This is a genomic window from Curtobacterium sp. PhB25, from assembly GCF_004365375.1.
Lineage (GTDB): Bacteria > Actinomycetota > Actinomycetes > Actinomycetales > Microbacteriaceae > Curtobacterium.
Genome location: NZ_SODR01000004.1, coordinates 334,537 through 355,918, shown reverse-complemented (window position 1 = coordinate 355,918; position 21,382 = coordinate 334,537). Strand labels below are relative to the sequence as shown.

The following is a 21,382-nucleotide window of genomic DNA, read 5'->3' as shown; positions in this document are numbered from 1 at the left end:
CCAGCCGCACGCCCTACGTTTTCGGCATGGACGGTGACGCGAACGACGGACCCGGCGAGAGCCGGACCGACGGTGCGCCGCGTCAGCGCTTCCAGTGGTTCCACGACGTGCGGACCTGGATCCACGCCCGGCCGCACCTGCACCTGTTCTACAAGGTGCTCGTCGGCATCGTCGGCGGGCTGGTCGTCATCATCGGACTCATCCTGGTGCCGCTGCCCGGGCCTGGTTGGCTCGTGGTGTTCATCGGACTCACGGTGTTGGCGAGCGAGTTCCACTTCTTCCACAAGATCATCGTGTGGCTCAAGGCGCAGCTGCACCGCTTCTGGGACTGGGCCAAGCGGCACGGACCGAAGCGTCTGCGCGATGCTGCCGACCGGGGCAAGGCCGACGTCGACGCCGCCCACACGGGTGCTGCGCGGACGGTCGGCGTGCGTGCTCGTGGACGGGCGCGCGGCGCCAACTCGGCGCACCCGGGCCACTGAGTCGGCCCGGCGCGTCCGGCACCGTGCCGTGTTGGTCACTGTGTGCGAGGCTGATGGCTCCGTGCGGCGCTGTATGCGCGCACTGAGCGAGCAACCTCGCACGGGATGACCAACCTCGCACCGTGCGCCTGGCGCGCGCCGCCCGCCGGGCGCGCCTACTCCGCCGCGACGCGGATCGAGCCGGTGGCGGTGCGCTCGATGACCTCGGCGGCCTGCTCCTCGACGGCGGCGGCGTCCTTCGACGTCAGCTGCAGCACGAGCGCGACGACGGCAGCGAGGACGATGAACCCGCCGTACCCGGCGATGACGGGGACGAGGCCGATCGATGGTTCGAGCAGCCCACCGATGACGGCGGGGACCCCGAACGCCAGGTAGCTGACGACGTAGATCGTCGAGAGCAGTCCGGCGCGGTGGGTCGGTGCCGCGGTCGCGAGCAGCATCCGCAGCGGCGCCTGGAACCCGGCACCGAAGCCGATGCCGGCGATCGCACTGCCGACGACGAGGCCGGGCAGGGAGTGGGCCATCACGAACGCCACGGTCACGATCGGCCCGAGCACCAGGGCGACGAGCCCGACGAGCACGGCGCGACGAGCGTCCATCCGCTGCGTCGCGAGCCCGGTCAGCGCGCCGACGCCCGTGACGACGGCGATGAGTGCGCCGGCCGCGAAGTGGTTCGTGATACCGAACACCGTACCGAGGGCCGAGGGGACGAGTGAGAGGAACATGCCGCCGAGGGCCCAGCTGGCGACGAGGGAACCGACGACCCCGCGGAACAGTCGACGCGAGCTCCGCGGCACGCTGATCGTCGGACGCAGCGAACGGAGCGCTCCGGGGCGCCGTTGGACCTGCTCGGGGACCACGAACAGCGCCAGCACGAGGAGCACGAGCAGTGCGCCGAAGACCAGGTAGACGAGCTGCTCCGGCGCCGGACCCCACTGCACGAGCGCACCGCTCGACATCGCACCGGTGGCCAGCGCGATCGGCGGGATGACACCGTTCAGCACGCCGGCCAGGGTCGGGTGCCGCTCGAGCGAGTTGTCGATGAGGGCCGCCCCGAGCGCACCGATCAGGAGCCCGACGGAGACGCCCTGCACGATGCGGTCGACGATGAGCGCGCCGACGCCGTCCGCGATCGCGAACAGTCCGAGCGACAGGGCGACGCCCAGGCCTCCGGCGACGAGCACGGGCTTGCGGCCGACGTGGTCGGACAGCCGCCCGGCGATCAGCAGGCTCGCGAGCAGCCCGGCGACGTAGATGGCGAAGACGCCGGTCAGCATGAGCGGCGTGAGGTGCCACTCGGCGGCGTAGACCGGGTAGATCGGCGAGGGGACCGCGGACGACGCGACCGACACCAGGAGCATCGCCGCGAGGATCCAGAACCCGGCGACCGAGCGAGCTGACTGCTGCATGAGCATCCTTCCGATGGTCCGTTGTACGACTGCATTCGTACCGCAGTCCGCAGTACGACGCAAGTCGTACAGCAAGCCGAACGGTGGTAGCGTCCCGTCCATGCCCGCGCACGTCGATGCCCCCGAGCGGCTGCCCCAGCCGACCGTGGCCGAGATGGACCTCCCCGTCGTCCTCGATGCCCTGAGCGACCCGATCCGGTTGGCGATCCTGCACCGCTACCTCGTCGACGCCGCCGGTGGTGAACGGAGCTGCGGCTGGGTCGGCATCGACCGACCGAAGTCCACGCTCACCCATCACTTCCGGGTCCTGCGCGAGGCCGGACTGCTCGAGCAGCACCTCGAGGGTCTGACCCGCATCAGCCGGGTCCGGATCGAGGATGTGCAGCAGCGGTTCCCGGGGCTGCTCGACCTGGTGCTCGACTGGCAGGTGCCCGCGGCGCTGCTCCGCGACGGGATCGAGTCGTGAGCACGGTACCCGGCGCGGGTGCCGGCGCCGGCGCCGGGGCGGCCGTGCACACGCTCCCCGACATCGGTGCTGACCCGGCCGTGACGACGGCGCTCGCCGCGGACCTCGACGCCGCCGGCTTCACCGTCGACCGGGTCGATGCACTCTGGGGGACCGAAGCGGCCGCATCGCTGCACCGGGGGTCGCGAGTGGCGGCCCTCCGTGCCCTGGCTGCTCGTGAGACATCCCCGCTCGGCACCCTCGCCACCCTGTTCGTGCTCGGACTGCCGACGTCCCGCGCGGACGCCGCAGCCGCGTTCCCGACCGCCGGGCTCGACGCCGTGGTCGCGGCAGGGCTACTGCGGGTCTGTGGCACTGACACCGCAGTCGTGGAGCCGGCGGTCGACCTGCGCCCCTACGCCTTCGTCGACGACCTCGGTGCCGGCAGCTGGTGGATCGTCTCGGACCTCGGCGAGCTCGCCCTCGGCCACGCGATCAGCGAGGAGCACGTCCTCGGCATCGGCGGCGCCACCACCACGCTGAGCGGTCTGCAGGTCCCCGTCCCCGTCCACACGGTCCTCGACCTCGGCACCGGCTGCGGGATCCAGGCCATGCACGCCCGACGCTTCGCCGAGCACGTGGTCGCCACCGACATCTCGCGCCGCGCCCTCGACATCGCCCGGTTCAACGCGCAGCTCAACGGCATCAACGGGATCGACTTCCGGTACGGATCGCTCTTCGAGCCCGTCACGGGGGAGCGGTTCGACCGCATCGTGTCGAACCCGCCGTTCGTCATCACACCCCGCCGGCCGGGCGTCCCCTCGTACGAGTACCGCGACGGCGGCATGGTCGGCGATGCGCTCGTCGAGACCGTGCTCCGCGGCCTGTCCGAGCACCTCGAACCCGGTGGGACCGCGCAGTTGCTCGGCAACTGGGAGTACCACTGGGGCGTCGACGGGCTCGACCGTGTGCGCAGCTGGTTCGCGGACACCGACCTCGACGTGTGGGTCATCGAGCGCGAGCGCCAGGACCCCACGTCGTACGCCGAGACCTGGATCCGCGACGGCGGCACGAAGCCCGGGACGCCCGAGTTCGACACGCTCATGGGCGCCTGGCTCGACGACTTCGCGGACCGCCGTGTTACCGGCGTCGGCTTCGGGTACGTCGTGGTGCGTCGAGCCCTGCCAGGAGGAACGGCGAGCCTCCGCCGGTTCGAGCGCGTCCCCGAGACGCTCGGCTCCAACCCCGCCGGGCTCGGCGCCACGGTCGCTCGCGTCCTGGACGCGGCCGCGTGGCTCGCTGCGCACGACGACGCCGCGCTCGCCACGGCGCACCTGACGGTGGCGGGCGACGTCACCGAGGAGCGCTACTACTGGCCGGGCAACGACGACCCCACGGTGATGACGCTCGTGCAGGGCGGCGGACTCGGACGACGGGTGGACGCCGACACGGCGCTCGCCGCGTTCGTCGGGGCATGCGACGGTGACCTGTCCGTGGCCGCGATCGTGGGCGCGCTCGCGCAGATCACGGGTGTCGACGAGCAGGTGCTCGCCGCCGACCTGCTGCCGGCGGCGCGCGACCTGGTGCTCGACGGGCTGCTGCTGCCGGCCTAGCGAAGGGGCGGCTCAGCGGCGGACGCGGGCGCTGCTAGCGGCCGTCGCGCCAGCTGTGCTCGGGGGCGTAGCCGAGCAGCTCGCGGGCCTTCTCGGACGACAGCAGCGAGCTGACGCCGTCGATGTCCGCGCGACGCTCGATGTCGGGCACGAAGCGCTCGACGAGCTCGATCGTCGGGGTGTCCATCACGGTGTCGGGGCTCGCGATGACGAACGCCTCGAACCCGGTGAGCTCGGCCTCGACGGCCTTGCGGACCGCTTGGGCGCCGTCACGCGAGTCGATGTACGACCACAGGTTGAAGGTCTTCGCCTCGGGGGTGGCGTCCCACGGGAACGCCGGGTAGTCGGTCTCGTCCATCACGTTCGAGAACCGCAGGCCGATCATCTTCAGCTCCGGGTCCCAGCGGGTGAAGTGGCGGGCCATCTCCTCTTCGACCGCCTTGCCGAGCGAGTACGACGACTGCGGGCGGACCGCGAACTCCTCGTCGACGGGCAGGTAGGGCGGGTGGTGCTCGCCCATCGGGATGCCGAGCAGGGTCTCGCTCGACGCCCACACCAGGTTCTTGACCTTCGCGGCACGTGCGGCGTGGAAGACGTTGATCGACGCCGTCACGTTGTTCGTGATGAGCGCCACGTCGGGGACCTGCCCCGGAGCGGGCACGGCCGCGAGGTGCACGACGGCGTCCACGTGGTCGTACCGGTCGTCGATGCCGAGCAGGGCGTTCAGGACCTGGCCGTAGTCGGTCAGGTCGATCCGGACGAACTGCACGCCCTCGGGCTGGTCGGGGGAGGGCACGCGGTCGAGCAGCACCACGTCGTACCCGTGCGCATCGAGGTCGCGCACCACCGCTCGTCCGAGCTTGCCGCTGCCGCCGGTCACCACTACACGCGTCATCGCGTCACTCCACATCCTCGTCGGGTCGCCCTCCGGGCACGCCCCATCCTGCCCGGCGCCGCCTGACCCGACCAGGCCCTGTCCGTACCCCGCTGTCCGGCGGGGAACGCCGAATGTGATGTTCCGGCTACGCTGCAAGTGTGAGCACTCTCGCTGACCTGGTCGACGCGGGCAAGATCGGTGATGCCGTGCAGCAAGCACGCGGGCTCACCCCGGGGCGGGTTCGCGAACTCCTGTTCGCGTCCGGCGGCTTCATGCGAGACTCTGGGCCGTACGACGAGTTCTTCCGGCGTTGGTACGCCACGCTCGACAGTCCGTACCTGCGCGCAGAAGCGGCTGACCGGTTCTGCCAGGCCTACCTGACCGAGCTGGCCGACGTCCCCGGCGCGGAGCAGTTCGGCGCGGCATTGGCGACAGAGTCGAAGCGAGACGTGCTTGGGCACCTCGCGAAGGAGATGCGCGGGCGTAACATCTCGGATTGGTCGACCTCGCCGGAGGAGCCCCTGTCGAAGGCGCAGGTCCGTGCGTGGGCCGACGCGTCGTACGCGCTGGCCTCGGTGCGGTTGCCCTGACCGTCGCGTGACCCCGCTCCGCCGCGCGAACCAGGTTCCGGACACGACACCACGGAATCGCGCGGTGCTGTGTCCGGAACCTGGTTCCGGCGGGGCGCGCGCGGGAGCGTCGGCGGGGCGCGCGCGGGAGCGTCGGCGGGGCGCGTGCGGGAGCGTCGGCGGGGGAACGTCAGGCGGTGGGGGCGACCTGGGCGATCGCGAGCCGGGCGACGAGCTCGACGTGCTGCGCCATGTCCCGCGACGGGTCGAACAGCCACTGGATCTGCATGCCGTCGGACACCGCGAGCAGCACGCTCGTCAGTTCCTCGGCATCGACGTCGGCGCGGAGCCGTCCGTCCTGCTGCATGGTGCGGAAGTCGGCGGACAAGTCGCGACGGCTGCGCTCGTAGCGCTCCTGGAAGTACGCGTGCGCGGGGTGCTCGGGGTCGGTCGCAGCGGCGGCGGAGAGGTTGACGAACATCTGCACCAGGCCGGGGACCTCGGCGTTGTGCCGGACGATCGCGGCGAGCAGTGCAGCGGGGTCGGGTGCCTGCCAGTCGTGGGCGAGGTCGAGCTCGTCGCGTCGTCGCAGGATCTCGACCCAGAGCTCGTCCTTGGAGTCGAAGTAGTGCAGCAGGCCGGCCTGGGTCAGCCCGACGGCGTCGGCGATGTCCTTGATGCTGGTGCGGCGGAACCCCTGCGAGGCGACGAGGTCGAGCGCGACCGTGAGGATCTCCTCGCGCTTCGCGATGCCCTTCGCGTACGAACCCCGTCGTGCCATGGCAGGACTGTACCGCTCGGAGTGCACACAGAAAACCTAGCTGTACTTGGTTTTGGTGTTACCGTGGGCGGAGCCGCCGACGAAGGCGTGCGAGTCACCGGTGCAGGTGGCGTACCCGAGAAGAGGTTGCAGTGGCCAACGACGCCCTGACCGTCAACGACACCCCGACCGCAGTCGCGCCCACGCGCGGCCGAGGTGCCCCGCTCATGTACACGCTCGGCATGCCGATCGCGATGCTCGGCCTGTACATCGCGCTGCTGCCGCCAGTGCTGGTCGCCATGGCGCTCAAGGTCGCCGAGATCGCGCCGGACAACCAAGCGGGTGTGCTCGGCCTGGCGCTCGGTGTCGGCGCGTTCGCCGCGATGGTCGCCAACCCCCTGGCCGGTCGCTTCAGCGATCGGACTGCCGGGAGGCTCGGCATGCGTCGTCCGTGGATCATCGGTGGCACCGTGGTCGGCTTCGCTGGCCTCGTGGTCGTCGCGACGACCACCTCGACCGTCGTGCTCGTCCTCGCGTGGGGCGTCACGCAGATCGCCTACAACGCCACGATCGCCGCCATGACCGCGGTCCTGCCGGACCACGTCACGCGGTCCCAGCGCGGCCGGGTCGCGGCGCTGCTCGGGCTCTCCCAGAACCTCGCGCTCGTCGGCGGCACGTTCCTCGTGCAGCTCTTCTCGACCTCGGCGACGCAGATGATCATCCCCGGCGCGATCGGGTCGATCGTCGTCGTGCTCTACGCGCTCGTGTTCCGCGACCGCGTGCTCACTCACCGGCCGACGTCGAAGCTCGGCATCGGGCAGGTCTTCGGCTCGTTCGTCTTCAACCCCGTGAAGCACCCGGACCTCGGCTGGGCCTGGCTCACCCGGTTCCTGATGGTCGCCGCGCAGTACACCGCGGTGAGCTACCTGACGTACTTCCTGCGGGACGACATCGGCGTGGACCCCGACCACGTCGCGAACGCGGTGTTCCAGGGAACGCTGTGGAACGTCGTCGGCATCGTGCTCACCTCGCTCATCGCCGGCTGGCTGTCGGACAAGCTCGGCCGCCGCAAGCTGTTCGTCGCGATCGCGGGCATCGTCGGCGTGGTCGGGCTCGTGATCATCGCGCTCGCGCCGTCGCTCGGCATGGTCCTGGTCGGCGAGTTCGTGATGGGTGCCGGCATGGGCGTCTTCTACGCCGTCGACCTGGCGCTCATCACCGACGTGCTGCCGTCCGACGAGGACAACGCGAAGGACCTCGGCGTCGTCAACATCGCGCAGGCCCTGCCCCAGTCGATCGTGCCCGCGGCGGCCCCGGGCGTCATCGCCCTGACCGGCGGGTACAGCGGCTTCTTCATCACCGGTGCCGTCGTCGGACTGCTCGGCATCGTCTCGGTGTCCCGCATCCGCGGCGTGCGCTGACCACACTTCCCCAGGCTCTGAACGAAAGGACCGACCACCGTGACTACCGTGAACGACGTGACCACTGCCTCCAGTACGGCCGAGCGCATCGACGCGCTCGTCGACCAGCTGACCACCGACGAGAAGGTGCAGCTCCTGACCGGGCGCGACTTCTGGACCACCTGGCCCATCGAGAAGATCGGGCTGCGCCGGATCCTGATGTCGGACGGCCCCTCGGGCGTCCGTGGTGAGGTCTGGGACGAACGCGACCCGTCGCTGAACCTGCCCTCGGCGACCGCGCTGTCGGCGTCCTGGGACCGCGCGATCGCGAAGCGCTACGGCGCCGCAGCAGCCGTCGAGGCACGCCGCAAGGGCGTCGACGTCGTCCTCGGCCCGACCATCAACCTGCACCGCTCGCCGCTCGGCGGCCGGCACTTCGAGGCGTTCAGCGAGGACCCGGTCCTGACCGGTGACCTGGCTGCGTCGTACGTCGACGGTGTGCAGGAGAACGGCGTGGCCGCGACCCCGAAGCACTACATCGCGAACGACTACGAGACCGACCGCTTCACCGCGTCGACCGAGGTCTCCGACCGGGCCCTGCGCGAGCTGTACCTGCTCGCGTTCGAGAAGGCCGTGACCGAGGCGCACGCCTGGGCGATCATGTCGTCGTACAACTCCATCAACGGCGTCACCGCGTCGGAGCACGACCTGCTCGAGACGCCGCTGAGCTCGGAGTGGGGCTTCGACGGCATCGTCGTGTCCGACTGGACCGGCGTGCGCTCGGTCGACTCGGCGAAGGCGTCGCAGGACGTCGCGATGCCGGGCCTGAACAAGTGGTGGAGCGAGGGTCCGCTGCTCGCCGCGGTGCAGTCCGGTGACGTGCCGATCGAGGCGATCGACCGCAAGGTCCGCCGCATCCTCACCCTCGCCGCCCGCGTGGGCGCGCTCGAGGGCTTCGAGCCCGTGGCGGCGCAGCCCGTGCACGTCGAGGACGGCGTCGCCTTCGTCCGCGAGGCCGAGGCCGAGGGCACCGTCCTCGTCCGCAACACCGGCGTGCTGCCGCTCGACGCGCCCGCCGTCTCGCGCATCGCCGTCATCGGCCACAACGCCGACCAGGCACGCACGCAGGGCGGCGGCTCGGCCACGGTCGTGCCGTCGCAGGTGGTCTCGCCGCTCGACGGGATCCGTTCGGCGTTCCCGGGTGCCACGGTGGACTACGCGATCGGTGCCGTCGTACAGGAGGGCATCGCCGAGTTCCCGCTGTCCACCATCACGAACCCCGGCACCGGCGAGCCCGGCGCCCGCGTCGCCTTCGTCAAGGACGGCCAGGAACTGTACGTCGAGGACCGCCGCGCCACAGCACTGTTCTGGTTCGGCGGCGACGCCCCCACGCGTGAGGCTGACCGGCTCGACATCACCACGACCTACACCGCGCCGTCCACCGGCGCCGTGCGGATCGGCATCGGCGCGGCCGGCCGGTCGCGGATGTGGATCGACGGGGAGCTCGTGCTCGACGAGGACGTGCCCTTCGAGGGCGACCAGCTCGGCGCAGCGTTCCTCAACCCGCCGGCCCGCTCGGTGCCCGTGTCCGTGACCTCCGGGCAGCAGGTCGCGATCCGCATCGAGTACGACGTCATCCAGGACGAGACCCTCGGCGGCGTGCTCGCGTACCAGTTCGGCACCGAGCCGTCCGACGAGGACCCGTCGGTGCTCATCGATGCCGCAGTCGAGGCTGCCCGCGCGGCTGACGTCGCCGTGGTGGTCGTCGGCACGAACTCGAAGGTCGAGTCCGAGGGCTACGACCGCTCGTCGCTCGCGCTGCCCGGGCACCAGGACGACCTGGTGCGTGCGGTCGTGGCGGCGAACCCGAACACGGTCGTCGTCGTGAACGCCGGCTCGCCCGTGGAGATGCCGTGGCGGAACGACGTCGCCGCGGTCCTGCTCACCTGGTTCGGTGGGCAGGAGTACGGCAACGCGCTCGCCGACGTGCTGACCGGAGCGCAGGAGCCCGGCGGACGTCTGCCCACCACCTGGCCGGTCGCGATGGCCGACGTGCCCGTGCTGGACGTCACCCCCGTCGACGGCAAGGTGTCGTACGACGAGGGCGTCCACATCGGGTACCGTGCCTGGCTCCGTGCCGGCACCACGCCGGCGTACCCGTTCGGGCACGGCCTCGGCTACACCTCGTGGACCATCGACGGCGTCGTCGCGACGCCGACCGTGTCCGAGGGCGACGCGGTCATCGTCACGGCGACGGTCGCGAACACCGGACCGCGCGCCGGCAAGCACGTCGTGCAGGTCTACGCCTCGCGGGAGTCCTCGGCGGTGGACCGTCCGGTGCGCTGGCTCGTCGGGTTCGCCCCGGTCCGCCTCGGCGCGGGGGAGTCGACCGAGGTCTCGATCGAGGTGCCGGCCCGGGCGTTCGCGCACTGGGACGGAGCCTGGCAGTACGAGCCCGGCGCCTTCACGCTGCACGTCGGAGCCTCGGTCACCGACGAGTCCGGGACCGCGGCCCTCGAACTGGTCTGACCAGTTCGTCCGGTTTCCGCGCACCGACGACGCCTGTTGAGTAACATCGATGTGCGCCAGTCGGCTGGTTACCGTCGGCGCACGCACCGACTACGGGGTCGCTGGTTGTGCGAATCAGCCTCCTGATCCGGCTGACGATGCCCCAGCTTCCCCGGTGCGTCCAGAATGCGTCCCCGCGTCCGCGCGGGGGCGCATTCGTCCGTTCCGACGGTTCCCGCCCGGAACGGCTTCGGCCAACCGGTTGACGGACTTCGTGCAATCCGGGCAAAACGGGTGACGGATGGTCAACTTTCTCGTCCTGAGGGCACACCTCAGTGTGACAAACCGCTCGGTAGGTGGAACGATGGTCCCACCATCCCGTGCGGATCAGGGACGAGATGGTCATCCGGCAGGGCTCTCGAGCCTCACCGACTCGATCTGAGCCCCGCCGGATGTCCTGATCCGTTCTCAGGCCCGCAGTGCCGGCGCGATCTCCTCGGCGACGATGCGCAGGATCCGCTCGTGGGCGGCCACGTCCCCGTTCGCGGGCAGGGTGATCACGAGCTCGTCCGTCGCGGTGACGGCGGGGTCGGTGAGCAGGGCGTCGACGATGGCGGCCGGCTCGCCGGACAGGACCTTGCTGAACCGGAACGGCGGACCGGAGAGCGGTCGGCCCTCGTCGTCCATGCCCGAGGCGTACCCGGTCAGGAACTCCTCGTGGACCGCGCGGTCGTGGTCGTCGAGCAACGGCACGACGATGCGGCCCACCGCGACCTTCGCCGTGCGGCCGGTGCCGCCGTGCAGCTCAGTGAACCGCTCCCGGTACGCCGCGATCTGGTCGGCCTGCGCCTGGGCGAAGGGTGCACCGGTGTCCTCGGTGTTCAGGGTCGAGCAGTGCAGGAGCAGCCCCTTCTCGGCCGTGCGCACCGCGGTGCCCATGCTGCCGCCGCCCCACCACACGCGGTCGCGCAGGCCGGGGCTGAGCGGCTGCAGGGTCAGGTCCGCACCGGCCGGGATGCTCTCGTAGCCAGAGCCGGCGCTGCCGAGTGCGTCGCCGTCGAGCACCTCGAGCAGTCGGGCGGCCCGGGCCTCGGCCTCGTCGCGGAACGAGCGGTCGACGGAGCCGAACACCGGGTCGAGGATCGGCCCGTACCCGGCGATGCCCGTGCTGATGCCGAGCTGCACGCGCCCACCGCTCAGCAGGTCGACCGTGCTGGCGTCCTCGGCGAGGCGCACCGGGTCCTCGTAGCGCATGCCGAGCACCGCGGTGCCGAACGCGATGGTGCTCGTGCGCTGGGCTGCGGCGGCGAAGAACGTCATCGGGCTCGTCAGGAAGGGCTCGAAGTGGCGACCGCGGACCCAGCCCGTGCCGTAGCCGAGGGTCTCGGCCGTCTCGAACAGCCGCAGACCGTCCTGCAGGGCGCTCGCCGCACCCGCAGTGCCGCCGTGGTTCGGGACGAAGGTGAGGAAGCCGAGTTCGTGCATGACGCGAGTCTATGCGCGCGTATGGAGCCGGGCCTCCCGGTCGTCCGTACCGACCACCTCGTCACCGCAGCCTGGGAGGATGGGGCCATGACCGACGTCACCACCGTGCCCCCGCTCGTCGCCGCGATCCCGGCGGCGGTGGACGGCGTCGTCGACGCCGACGAGGTCTACGAGGCCTTCGCGGCCTGGGCCGAGGAGGGCGGCCGGCCGCTGTACCCGGCACAGGACGAAGCGGTCATCGAGCTCGTCTCCGGCGCGAACGTCGTGCTGAGCACCCCGACCGGCACCGGCAAGTCGCTCGTCGCGGCCGGCGCGCACTTCGCCGCGCTCGCCGAGGGCAAGCGGAGCTACTACACGGCACCGATCAAGGCGCTCGTCTCCGAGAAGTTCTTCCAGCTCGTCGAGCTGTTCGGCGCGCAGAACGTCGGCATGGTCACCGGCGACTCCAGCGTGAACGGCGACGCCCCCATCGTCTGCTGCACCGCCGAGATCCTGGCGAACCTCGCCCTCCGCGAAGGACCCGACGCCGACGTCGACGTCGTGGTGATGGACGAGTTCCACTTCTACGGCGACCCCGACCGCGGCTGGGCCTGGCAGGTGCCGCTGCTCGTGCTCGAACGCGCGCAGTTCCTGCTGATGTCCGCCACCCTCGGCGACGTCACGACCATCGCCGACGACCTGTCCCGACGCACCGGCCGACCCACCGCGCGCGTGACCGGGGTCAGCCGACCGGTGCCGCTCGAGTACGAGTACGTGATGACGCCCGTGCAGGAGACCGTCGAACGGCTGCTGGAGGAGGGCAAGGCACCGATCTACATCGTGCACTTCGCGCAGGCCGCGGCGCTCGAGCGGGCGCAGTCGCTCATGTCGGCGAAGGTCGCTGATCGGGCGCGTCGAGACCAGATCGCGGAGGCGATCGCGGGCTTCCGCTTCAGCGCCGGCTTCGGACAGACCCTCTCGCGCCTGATCCGCGCCGGCATCGGCGTGCACCACGCCGGAATGCTGCCCAAGTACCGACGGCTCGTCGAGCAGCTCGCACAGCGCGGACTGCTGCCCGTCATCTGCGGCACCGACACCCTGGGCGTCGGCATCAACGTGCCGATCCGTTCCGTGCTGTTCACCGGGCTGACGAAGTTCGACGGCACCAAGATGCGGCAGCTGTCCGCGCGCGAGTTCCACCAGATCGCCGGCCGTGCCGGACGTGCCGGGTACGACACCGAGGGTGACGTCGTCGCCGAGGCCCCCGAGCACGACATCGAGAACGCCCGCGCCGTCGCCAAGGCTGGCGACGACCAGAAGAAGAAGAGCAAGATCAAGCGGAAGAAGGCACCGGAGGGGTTCGTGTCCTGGGGGCAGGCCTCGTTCGACCGGCTCATCGGTGCCGAACCGGAACCCATGGTGTCGCGGATGCGCATCACCCACGCGATGGTGCTGTCGGTGGTGGCCCGCGGTGGTTCGGCGTTCGACGAGGTGCGCTCGCTGGTGTTCGACAACCACGAACCGCGCGCCCGCCAGCTCGCGATGGCCCGGCGTGCGCTCGTCATCGCCCGGACGCTCATCAACGCGCAGGTCATCGAGCGGGTGCCGGGGCCTCCGGTCTCCTACCGGCTCACCGTCGACCTGCAGTCGAACTTCGCCCTCAACCAGCCCCTGTCGCCGTTCGCGCTCGCCGCGTTCGAGCTGCTCGATCCTGCTTCGCCGACGTACGCCCTGGACATGGTCTCGATCGTCGAGGCGACACTGGACGACCCGCGAGCGATCCTGTCGCAGCAGCAGTTCAAGGAGCGCGGCGAAGAGGTCGCCCGCATGAAGCGCGAGGGCATCGAGTACGAGGAGCGGATGGAGCTGCTCGAGGAAGTCACCTGGCCTCGCCCGCTGTCCGAGCTGTTGGAGGCGGCGTACGAGACGTACGCGGCGGAACAGCCCTGGGTCCTCGACTTCCAGCTCTCGCCCAAGGCCGTCGTCCGTGACATGTACGAGCGCGCGATGACCTTCGGCGACTTCGTGCGGTTCTACCAGCTCACCCGGTCCGAGGGGCTCGTGCTCCGGTACCTGTCCGACGCCTACCGGACCATGCGGCAGACCATCACCGAGGAGCAGCGGAACCCGGAGCTCGACGACCTGATCGAGTGGCTCGGCGAGGTCGTCCGGCAGACCGACTCCTCGCTCGTCGACGAGTGGGAGGCGCTGCTCAACGGTGACGTCCTGCTCGCACTGGCCGAGGAGCAGGAGATCGCGCCGCCGCAGCCCGCACGGCTCACCGGCAACGTGCGCGCCTTCACGGTGCTCGTGCGGAACGCGCTGTTCCAGCGGGTGCTGCTCGCCGCGCGCGACGACGTCGACGGCCTCGGCGCGCTCGACGCGGCTGCCGGGTTCGACGGGGACGCGTGGGACGCGGTGCTCGAGGAGTACTACGAGTCGCACGACGAGATCCGCACCGACGCCGACGCCCGGTCGATGTCCTACCTGGTGCTCGACCAGACGGGGGCGACGGGTGCCGGGGCGACGGCGGCTGCGGGTGCGTCGCGCGTGTGGCGTGCACGGCAGATCTTCGCGGACCCGTCGGGCGACAAGGACTTCGGGTTCTCGGCGACGATCGACCTCGACGCCTCGGACGAAGCCGGCGAGGCCGTCGTCCGGGTCACCGAGATCGGACGGTTCGACGGGTGGACCGACGTGGACGTGGACTGATGCCGGGCGGTGCTGGTCCGTTCGTCGTGCGCGCGCTCGGCGCTGACGACGTCGACGCGTTGCAGGGGCTGCTCGAGACCGTGCCGGACTACGCCGAGCGGATCACCGGGTACCCGCCGGGGCCGTCCGACGGGTTGAGCGCACTCGTGTCGGTGCCGGACGGCTTCGACCCGGCGGGCAAGCACGGGATCGGGCTGTGGGACGGTGACTCGCTCGTCGCGTTCGCGGACGTGCTGCTCGGCTACCCAGCACCGACCACGGCCTACATCGGACTGCTCGTCGTCCGTGGCGATCGGCAGGGTTCCGGCCTCGGACGAGTCCTGCACGAGGCCGTCGTGTCCCTGGCAGCTGACGCCCGCGCCGACCGACTACGACTGGGGATCGTGGCGACGAACGCGGCCGGTGCCGAGCCGTTCTGGCGGGCGCTCGGGTACGCACCGACGGGGGAGCAGAAGCCGTACCGGTACGACGGGCTCGAGAGCACGGTGGCGCTGTGGGAGCGGGCGGTCTGATCCTCGGCCGGAGCCGTCAACTACTCGATCGGCCTGCTTCTCCGTCAGCACTTCGCGCGATGACCCGCTCGACGGCTGCAGCCTGTCGCCCCTGTGCGTCCAGCATTCGCTGGTCAGATTCGGTCGTGGTCATCTTGCCTCCTCGTCGGTGCACACGATCCTACGGTCGACGTCGTCAGGGGTGGACCAGGCCCTTTGCCACCAGGCTCCGGGCCGCAGCCACGATCGCCTCGTGCGGATCACGAGGCGTCCAGCCGAGCACGGTGCGGGCTCTCTCGTTCGAGGTGCGCTTGGCGTAGCCGAGGTCGGGCACCATCGCACGGAACTGCGGCTGGGTCTCGGCCGCGGTCCGTACGACGTCGTCGGGCAGCGTCTGCGTCGGGACTGCCCGGGCGTCGTCACCGAGGTGCTCGCGCAGGGTGGCGGCGATCTCGGCCATCTCGAGCGCCGGGCCGTTCGACAAGAGGAACCGCTTGCCCGCTGCATCCGGGGCGGTCGTCGCGGTGACGTGCGCCGCGGCGACGTCACGCACGTCGACGATGGGGATGAACAGTCGCGGTGTCGCGGGCATCGCGCCGGAGAGCATGGCCTGCAGGATGTGGTTCGCACCGGACACCGCGTGCCCCACCGCCGGACCCATCACCGCGACCGGCATCGTCGTGACGAGCTCCGGCGCACCGGGCTCGGACGCGACGAAGTCCCAGGCGGCGCGTTCGGCAAGGGTCTTGCTCGTGCCGTAGGCATCGACCCCGGGCCCGTCGAGCACCGTCCAGTCGGCCTCGGTGAACACGTGGTCGGAGTGCGGGTGGCCCCAGCTGACCGCGTGGAAGGCCGAGGTCAGCACGACGCGATCGACTCCGGCCGCGTGTGCGGCGCGCAGCACCCGCAGCGTCCCCTCCACCGCCGGACGGATCACGGAGTCCTCGTCCTCGACGTGGCCGGGCATCACCGGCGAGGCGACGTGGTGCACGACGTCGATGTCCGCGACCGCCTGAGCCCATCCGTCATCGGACGTCAGGTCGGCGGCGACGAACTCCAGCCGGTCGTCGGCGGTCAGGCCGGCCTCGGCGAGGACCGCACGGACCGCGGGTTCACGGTCGAGGGACCGGATCGTGGTGCGGACGCGGTGCCCGGCGTCGAGCAACTGCAGGATCAGGTGGCCAGCGATGAAGCCGGAGCCGCCGGTGACCAGGACGTGTTCGGTGTTCTCCATGCGCCCAGCATCGTCTCGAGGTCGGATGCGGACCAGTGCCTCGGTGTTCCTGGGTCTCCGAGACCCAGGCTGACCGAGCTCGTCGGTCAGAAGAGCGTGGCCGGCGGGGTCGCCTCGGGCAGTGCGGACGGCTCGGTGACCTCGACGCCGGGCCAGCCCGGACCGTGCGGCACGTCGGTGTGGTTCTGGTAGGCGGTGGCCGCACCACGGGCGCGGACGTCGGCGGCCTCGTTCATCTCGTGGCCGACGTGCCCGCGGACCCACTCGAACGTGACCTTGCGGCCCTGCAGCTCGGCGTCGAGCTCCTTGATGATCTCGACGTTCATGACCGGCTTGCCGTCAGCCTTGCGCCAGTTCTTCCGCTTCCACCCAGCGAGCCACTCGGTGCAGGCCTTGATGGCGTATTGGCTGTCGCACAGGATGTGCAGCGGCTCGCCGGTGTCCTTCGTCGCGCGGAGCAACTGCAGGACGGCCGTGAGTTCGCCGATGTTGTTCGTTGCCCGGGGCCAACCACCGGCGGCCCAGCGGTCGTCGTCGACGTACCAGGCCCAGCCAGCGGGGCCGGGGTTGCCGAGGGCTGAGCCGTCTGCTGCGGCGACGATCGTCACGAGGGGACCTCCTGGTCGGGGCTGGTGCCCGTCGAGCGTAACGGACGGTCGAGTGCCGTCCGCGCCGAGGTCAGCGGCGCGCAGGGTCGAAGTTCAGCGTGCTGCCCTCGAGCAACCAGTCGTCGGCGCGGGTCTCCATGTACGGGTTGAGCCACTGCACCTCGGCCGGCGTGATGCCGAACCGCTGCGCGACCGTGGTCAGCTCGTCGCCGTGCGCCACCAGGTAGTCGGCCGGTCGTCCGTCGGCGTCCGTGACGATGCCGTACGCCCCTGGTCGGTCCTTGCCCACGGTGATGCGCAGGTCCGGGTACGGGTTCGGGATCTTCCACTCCGGGGCGCCGGCGGCGAGCACCGATCCGACCCACGGACGCTTCGCGGGATCTTCGTCCGGCACCGAGGCAGGGACGAGGACGACGCTGCGCAAGTAGTCCGGTCGTGCACCGGCGTCGTTCATGACCACGGTCTTCGGCGGCCCGGAGGCGGCGGTCCACTCGGTCGTGTCCCGCGCCGAGGCGTCACCGCCATCGAGCGGGCTGGCGGTCCGGTGCCGGAACTGCAGGCTCATCTGCTGCGGGTTGGTCGTGCGGTAGCCGGACAGCTGCGCGGTGAACGTACCCTCGTCGTTCGCCACGATGCGCACGTGGATGCTCGTGTCACCGCTCGGAGAGGTGACGTCGGTCTCCGCCGCGACCGTGCCGGTGGGCAGGACCTGCTCGACCTCGTCCGGGTCGCCGCCGATCTGTTCGGTCATGAGCGTCGGTTCGGGGATCGGCTCCGCCGTCCGCTCGGCAGCTTGTCTGGTCGGCTTCGGCAAGGGGTCGTCCCCGCCGAATGCCGTGCAGCCCGTGAGCAGCAACCCCACCAGTGCGGTGCCGGCTACTGCGCTCGCCGCGGTCCGCGCTCGTGTTCGTCGTCGTCGTTCGATCTCCCCCACGGCAGGGAGCGTACCGCCGGGGTCCGGCCCGATTGACCGCCGTGACCGAACTGGTACTCGGGGCACACGGACTACCGTCCGGGTCATGAGCGACAGCATCCCGGAGACGCCGGATCCCGACTCGACCGACACTGCGTACAGCCCGTCGAGCGAGCGGGAGACCGAGGCGTCGCAGACGAACCAGCGCAGCGACGCCGAACTCGAAGCGGACGGCATCGACACGTCCAAGATCACCGCCGCACCGGGAACGGGAGGCGCGGACGACGCCGGCGACGTGGAACCCGCACCGGGCGATCTGCACCTGCCGTGGCAGTCGGAAGAAGACCGTCGGGGCTAGCGCGCCACGCGGTCGAGTTCGCGGACGAGCTCCTCGCCGTCGCGGACGTCCCAGAACGCGAACACCTGCGGTCCGAACAACCCGTCGAGTCCGGTGTTCGCGTAGATCTTGGCGGTCGCTCCGCCGGCGAAGAACGCCGCCACTCCGCTCGGATCGCCGGTGTTCCACTCCACCGAACAGTGTCGTCGGCCGCCGGTCCAGGTGATGGTGCGATCGGTGCGTCCCACCGGGACCTCGCGGGTGGTGTTCGGCCTGATGATCAGCGCGCGGCGGTCGGTGACGGCGTACACGGTCGTGCGTTTGCGGTGGGCCTTCACGAAGAAACGCCCGAACACGAGATGCAGGCCGACCAGCGACAAGACGATCGGGATGATCGCGCCCACGCCGAGGTACCCGTTCCGCACGACGTCGGCCACTGCAAACGAGACGAAGCCGGTCCAGAACAGCGAGAACGGGACGAGGAAGCCGTCCCGCCCCGTGAAGAGCTTCGCCGGGTCGCTCGTGCCGGCCCAGTAGAGGTGCTCATCGGGACCGAGGTGCTCACGGGCGGTCTGCTGAGGATCGTTCACCCCGAAGAACCTACGCCGTCACACACGCTCCGCGTCACGACGGCGCTACCGTCACGAGGGCCTTACCGTCACGACACCGAGTCGGGGTGCGAGCCCGTCCGCTGCCCGGACTCGAGCGTGGCGATCGCCGCGAGCTCGTCGTCGCTGAGCACGAAGCCGTCGACATCGAGGTTCGACCGGATCCGCGACGGCGTCACCGACTTCGGCAGCACCACGACCCCCTGCTGCACGTTCCACCGCACGAGGACCTGCGCGACGCTCACCCCGTGGGCGTCCGCGATGCCCGTGAGGACCGGTTCGTCGATCAGCCGACCGCGACCGAGTGGTGACCACGCTCCGGTGACGATGTCGTGCTGCCGGTGGAACTCCATGAGCTCGCGCTGCGGGAGCCACGGGTGCCGCTCGACCTGGTTGAGCGCCGGGACCTCGCCCGTCTCGTCGACGAGCCGCTGCAGGTGCGGCACCTGGAAGTTCGAGACCCCGATGCTCCGCGCTCGGCCGGAGTCTCGCAGTTCGACGAGCGCGCGCCAGGTGTCGACGTACCGGTCGTTCGCCGCGGCCGGCCAGTGGATCAGGTAGAGGTCGACCGCGTCGAGCCCCAGCCGCTCGAGGCTGCCGTCGAACGCTCGCAGGGTCGCGTCACGCCCCTGGTGGTCGTTCCACACCTTGGTCGTCACGAAGACGTCGTCACGGTCGAGCCCGGAGGCCCGGACCGCCTTGCCAACGCCGGTCTCGTTGCCGTACATCTCGGCCGTGTCGACGTGCCGGTAGCCGGCGTCGAGCGCGAGACCGACCGCCGTCTCGGCCTCGGTGTCGTCGACCTTGTAGACGCCGAACCCGATCGCGGGGATCGCGGCGCCGTCACGCAGGGGAAGTGAACTGACCATGCACCCATCCTGCCGGTGCGTGGCGGGCGCGCACCGGGCCTCCCGGCCATCTGTGGAGAACGCGACCCGCTCGTGGGAGGCACGTTCCTTCCCATACCGGCCGCGATCGCAAACGCAATCGGGCGTACCTGGTCAGAACTTCCGACCAGGTACGCCCGATTCGACCAGGTACGCCGAAAGCCCGCGCCCCCGCTCAGGTCGGCAGGACCACCGGCTCGGTGTCGGGGATGGGGCTGGCGTCACGGCCGCGCAGGTCGGGCAGCCAGCGCTTGGCCCCGAGCGCGACGACGACGCCCACCCCGGCCATGACCGCACCGACCGTGAAGCCGCCCACCGGGCCACTGCTGTCGATCAGGAAGCCGGCGACCGCGGACCCGCCGGCGGCACCGATGAGCTGACCGGTGCCCATCCAGCCGTAGGCCTCGGCGGTGTCGGAGAACTTGACGGTGGCGGAGACCGAGCCGAACATCACCGCGAGTGCCGGCGCGATGCCGATGCCCGCGATCACGAGGGCGAGGCAGAGCCACCAGAAGTTCGTGCCGCCCAGGGCGAGCGCGAGACCGACGAAGACGATCGCCATGCGCGTCCACAGGGTGTTGGGGGAGATCGGACGGTGGCCGAAGGCCAGGCCGCCGAACAGGGACCCGACCGCGAAGACGGCCAGGACGATGCCGGCGTTCGGGCTGCCCTCGCCGAAGACGCTGGTGACGCTGGCCTCGACCGCGGCGCACGCCCCGATGAGCAGCAGACCGGTCAGGGTGGCGACGACGACCGACGGTCGTTTCAGCACCACGCCGAACGCGCGCTTCGAGCGGGGGATGCGGACGCGGCCGAGCTCGGGTGAGGCGATGAACCAGATGCCGCCGACCACCAGGAAGACCATGGCGACGACGATCGCCTCGACCGTGCCGACCTGGGTCGCGACGAAGGTGGTGATGACCGGGCCGGCGACCCAGATCAGTTCTTGGGCGCTGGCATCGAGCGAGAACAAGGGGGTGAGCTGCGACGAGGTCACCATCTTGGGGTAGATGGTGCGCACCGCCGGCTGCACGGGCGGGACCGCGAGGCCGCCGAGGAACCCGACCACCACGTAGCCCCAGAGCGGCATGAGCACGAAGCCGATGACGCCCATGCTCACGAGCGCGACGATGCTCGTCAGGATGAGGACGGGGCGCATGCCCCAGCTGCCCATCCAACGGCTGGTGAGCGGGCCCGCCAGCGCCTGCCCGACACTCGTCGTCGCGAGCACCAGACCGGCGGCGCCGTAGGAGTGGAAGACGTGCTCGACGTGCAGCAGGTAGGCCAGCGAGAGCATCCCGAACGGGAAGCGCGCGGTGAGCTGTGCAGCGATGACACGACCCACGCCGGGGGTCTTCAGGAGGGGGCCGTACGTGCTCACGAGACGAGTGTACGGACCGGACGGATCGGGGTGTCACCCGTCCGGGGGAGGTGCCGCCGCGACACGCCGACGCGCTGATTCCACACATGTGGATCGTGGCTGTCCACCGGTGTGGGCAAGTGTCGGTGGTCGGCCGCAGACTGGCGGAAACTCGGGCCTCCCGGGAATCCACAGACTGTGGACGGCGTTGTGGAGAACTACATGGCTGTAACACTCCCTCTTGTGGTCGGTCCCGCGGCTAGCCACTAGATGTAGTGTGGAGACATCGCAGCGGCCCCTCCCGGACACGACTGCGGACAGACATCAGCACCACCTCCACAGCACGTGAGAAATCAGTAGAAACCAGGGGAGAACATGGCCGTCACCGTCTACACCAAGCCGTCCTGCGTCCAGTGCACAGCGACGTACCGGGCCCTCGACAACAAGGGCATCGAGTACGAAGTGCACGACGTCTCCACCGACGAGGCAGCCCTCGAACACGTCAAGAGCCTGGGCTACATGCAGGCCCCCGTCGTCGTCACGGACGACGACCACTGGTCAGGCTTCCGCCCCGACAAGATCGCGACGCTCAGCGCCGAACTGGCGTAGTCGTCTCCCGTCCTGTGGACGGTCCCCGGTTCCGTTCAGGAGGCCCGGATAACCGCCCACAGGACACCCTCCGGTCCGCCTGTTCCGCACCTTCAC

At 70.5% G+C, this 21,382-nt stretch carries 20 protein-coding genes; 10 read left to right on the top strand and 10 right to left on the bottom strand.

The genetic code is table 11. The features are described from left to right. Positions 1 to 26 precede the first annotated feature (26 nt). On the top strand, positions 27 to 482 hold the full coding sequence (locus EDF51_RS10625) for a TIGR02611 family protein (protein ID WP_134194833.1): 456 nt from the start codon (positions 27 to 29) through the stop codon (positions 480 to 482). A 155-nt stretch (positions 483 to 637) separates the two neighbouring features. On the opposite strand, the gene EDF51_RS10620 is transcribed toward EDF51_RS10625, so the two are convergent. Next, positions 638 to 1,891, bottom strand: a complete 1,254-nt coding sequence (locus EDF51_RS10620; protein WP_134194831.1) for an MFS transporter — start codon at positions 1,889 to 1,891, stop codon at positions 638 to 640. Positions 1,892 to 1,991: 100 nt separating this feature from the next. Here EDF51_RS10620 and EDF51_RS10615 point away from each other — a divergent pair, with 100 nt between their 5' ends. Then, the gene (locus tag EDF51_RS10615) at positions 1,992 to 2,357 is read left to right on the top strand and encodes a helix-turn-helix domain-containing protein (RefSeq protein ID WP_123341244.1); all 366 of its coding nucleotides are present in this window, start codon (positions 1,992 to 1,994) and stop codon (positions 2,355 to 2,357) included. Positions 2,358 to 2,401: 44 nt separating this feature from the next. After that, on the top strand, positions 2,402 to 3,949 hold the full coding sequence (locus EDF51_RS10610) for a methyltransferase (RefSeq protein WP_208321840.1): 1,548 nt from the start codon (positions 2,402 to 2,404) through the stop codon (positions 3,947 to 3,949). Between the two features lie 34 nt (positions 3,950 to 3,983). On the opposite strand, the gene EDF51_RS10605 is transcribed toward EDF51_RS10610, so the two are convergent. Then, entirely contained in the window at positions 3,984 to 4,844 is an 861-nt protein-coding gene (locus EDF51_RS10605) for an NAD(P)-dependent oxidoreductase (RefSeq protein WP_134194829.1), read from the bottom strand. Between the two features lie 140 nt (positions 4,845 to 4,984). On the opposite strand from EDF51_RS10605, the gene EDF51_RS10600 reads away from it, so the two are divergent. Continuing rightward, positions 4,985 to 5,416 (top strand): hypothetical protein, encoded by a 432-nt coding sequence (locus EDF51_RS10600; protein ID WP_131881715.1) that lies wholly within the window; start codon positions 4,985 to 4,987, stop codon positions 5,414 to 5,416. Between the two features lie 169 nt (positions 5,417 to 5,585). Here EDF51_RS10600 and EDF51_RS10595 read toward each other — a convergent pair whose 3' ends face one another. Continuing rightward, positions 5,586 to 6,176 (bottom strand): TetR/AcrR family transcriptional regulator, encoded by a 591-nt coding sequence (locus EDF51_RS10595; protein ID WP_123341243.1) that lies wholly within the window; start codon positions 6,174 to 6,176, stop codon positions 5,586 to 5,588. A 131-nt stretch (positions 6,177 to 6,307) separates the two neighbouring features. Between EDF51_RS10595 and EDF51_RS10590 the strand changes: the two genes are divergently transcribed. After that, entirely contained in the window at positions 6,308 to 7,576 is a 1,269-nt protein-coding gene (locus tag EDF51_RS10590; RefSeq protein WP_243648859.1) for an MFS transporter, read from the top strand. 48 nt (positions 7,577 to 7,624) lie between these two features. After that, positions 7,625 to 10,084 (top strand): glycoside hydrolase family 3 C-terminal domain-containing protein, encoded by a 2,460-nt coding sequence (locus tag EDF51_RS10585; RefSeq protein WP_243837117.1) that lies wholly within the window; start codon positions 7,625 to 7,627, stop codon positions 10,082 to 10,084. A 447-nt stretch (positions 10,085 to 10,531) separates the two neighbouring features. Here EDF51_RS10585 and EDF51_RS10580 read toward each other — a convergent pair whose 3' ends face one another. Next, the gene (locus EDF51_RS10580) at positions 10,532 to 11,548 is read right to left on the bottom strand and encodes an LLM class flavin-dependent oxidoreductase (protein ID WP_134194825.1); all 1,017 of its coding nucleotides are present in this window, start codon (positions 11,546 to 11,548) and stop codon (positions 10,532 to 10,534) included. Between the two features lie 87 nt (positions 11,549 to 11,635). On the opposite strand from EDF51_RS10580, the gene EDF51_RS10575 reads away from it, so the two are divergent. Beyond that, on the top strand, positions 11,636 to 14,239 hold the full coding sequence (locus EDF51_RS10575; RefSeq protein WP_134194823.1) for a DEAD/DEAH box helicase: 2,604 nt from the start codon (positions 11,636 to 11,638) through the stop codon (positions 14,237 to 14,239). Then, complete coding sequence (locus EDF51_RS10570; RefSeq protein WP_166673527.1) at positions 14,239 to 14,751, top strand: GNAT family N-acetyltransferase; 513 nt, start codon at positions 14,239 to 14,241, stop codon at positions 14,749 to 14,751. Before EDF51_RS10575 ends, EDF51_RS10570 begins: the two co-directional genes overlap by 1 nt. Before the next feature lie 175 nt (positions 14,752 to 14,926). On the opposite strand, the gene EDF51_RS10565 is transcribed toward EDF51_RS10570, so the two are convergent. From EDF51_RS10565 to EDF51_RS10555, 3 genes are all read right to left on the bottom strand, one after another. Continuing rightward, positions 14,927 to 15,964: an NAD-dependent epimerase/dehydratase family protein gene (locus EDF51_RS10565; RefSeq protein WP_134194819.1), complete on the bottom strand. Its 1,038-nt coding sequence runs from the start codon at positions 15,962 to 15,964 to the stop codon at positions 14,927 to 14,929. An 86-nt stretch (positions 15,965 to 16,050) separates the two neighbouring features. Beyond that, a complete protein-coding gene (locus EDF51_RS10560) occupies positions 16,051 to 16,572 on the bottom strand; it encodes a ribonuclease H (RefSeq protein ID WP_111086567.1) in 522 nt (173 codons plus the stop codon). Between the two features lie 70 nt (positions 16,573 to 16,642). Further along, the gene (locus tag EDF51_RS10555; RefSeq protein WP_134194817.1) at positions 16,643 to 17,506 is read right to left on the bottom strand and encodes a hypothetical protein; all 864 of its coding nucleotides are present in this window, start codon (positions 17,504 to 17,506) and stop codon (positions 16,643 to 16,645) included. Positions 17,507 to 17,591: 85 nt separating this feature from the next. On the opposite strand from EDF51_RS10555, the gene EDF51_RS10550 reads away from it, so the two are divergent. Next, positions 17,592 to 17,843 carry a hypothetical protein gene (locus EDF51_RS10550; protein ID WP_111086565.1) on the top strand — a complete coding sequence of 84 codons (252 nt, stop codon included), beginning with the start codon at positions 17,592 to 17,594 and terminating at the stop codon, positions 17,841 to 17,843. Here the strand turns inward: EDF51_RS10550 and EDF51_RS10545 are convergent. From EDF51_RS10545 to EDF51_RS10535, 3 genes are all read right to left on the bottom strand, one after another. Beyond that, positions 17,840 to 18,412, bottom strand: coding sequence for a hypothetical protein (locus tag EDF51_RS10545; protein ID WP_134194815.1), 573 nt, complete (start codon positions 18,410 to 18,412; stop codon positions 17,840 to 17,842). The two genes, EDF51_RS10550 and EDF51_RS10545, sit on opposite strands and share 4 nt — an antisense overlap. A 68-nt stretch (positions 18,413 to 18,480) precedes the next feature. Further along, positions 18,481 to 19,299, bottom strand: coding sequence for an aldo/keto reductase (locus EDF51_RS10540; protein ID WP_134194813.1), 819 nt, complete (start codon positions 19,297 to 19,299; stop codon positions 18,481 to 18,483). A gap of 193 nt (positions 19,300 to 19,492) precedes the next feature. After that, positions 19,493 to 20,698 carry an MFS transporter gene (locus EDF51_RS10535; RefSeq protein ID WP_123294955.1) on the bottom strand — a complete coding sequence of 402 codons (1,206 nt, stop codon included), beginning with the start codon at positions 20,696 to 20,698 and terminating at the stop codon, positions 19,493 to 19,495. A gap of 354 nt (positions 20,699 to 21,052) precedes the next feature. On the opposite strand from EDF51_RS10535, the gene nrdH reads away from it, so the two are divergent. Further along, a complete protein-coding gene (nrdH, locus tag EDF51_RS10530; RefSeq protein ID WP_017886897.1) occupies positions 21,053 to 21,286 on the top strand; it encodes a glutaredoxin-like protein NrdH in 234 nt (77 codons plus the stop codon). Positions 21,287 to 21,382 lie beyond the last annotated feature (96 nt).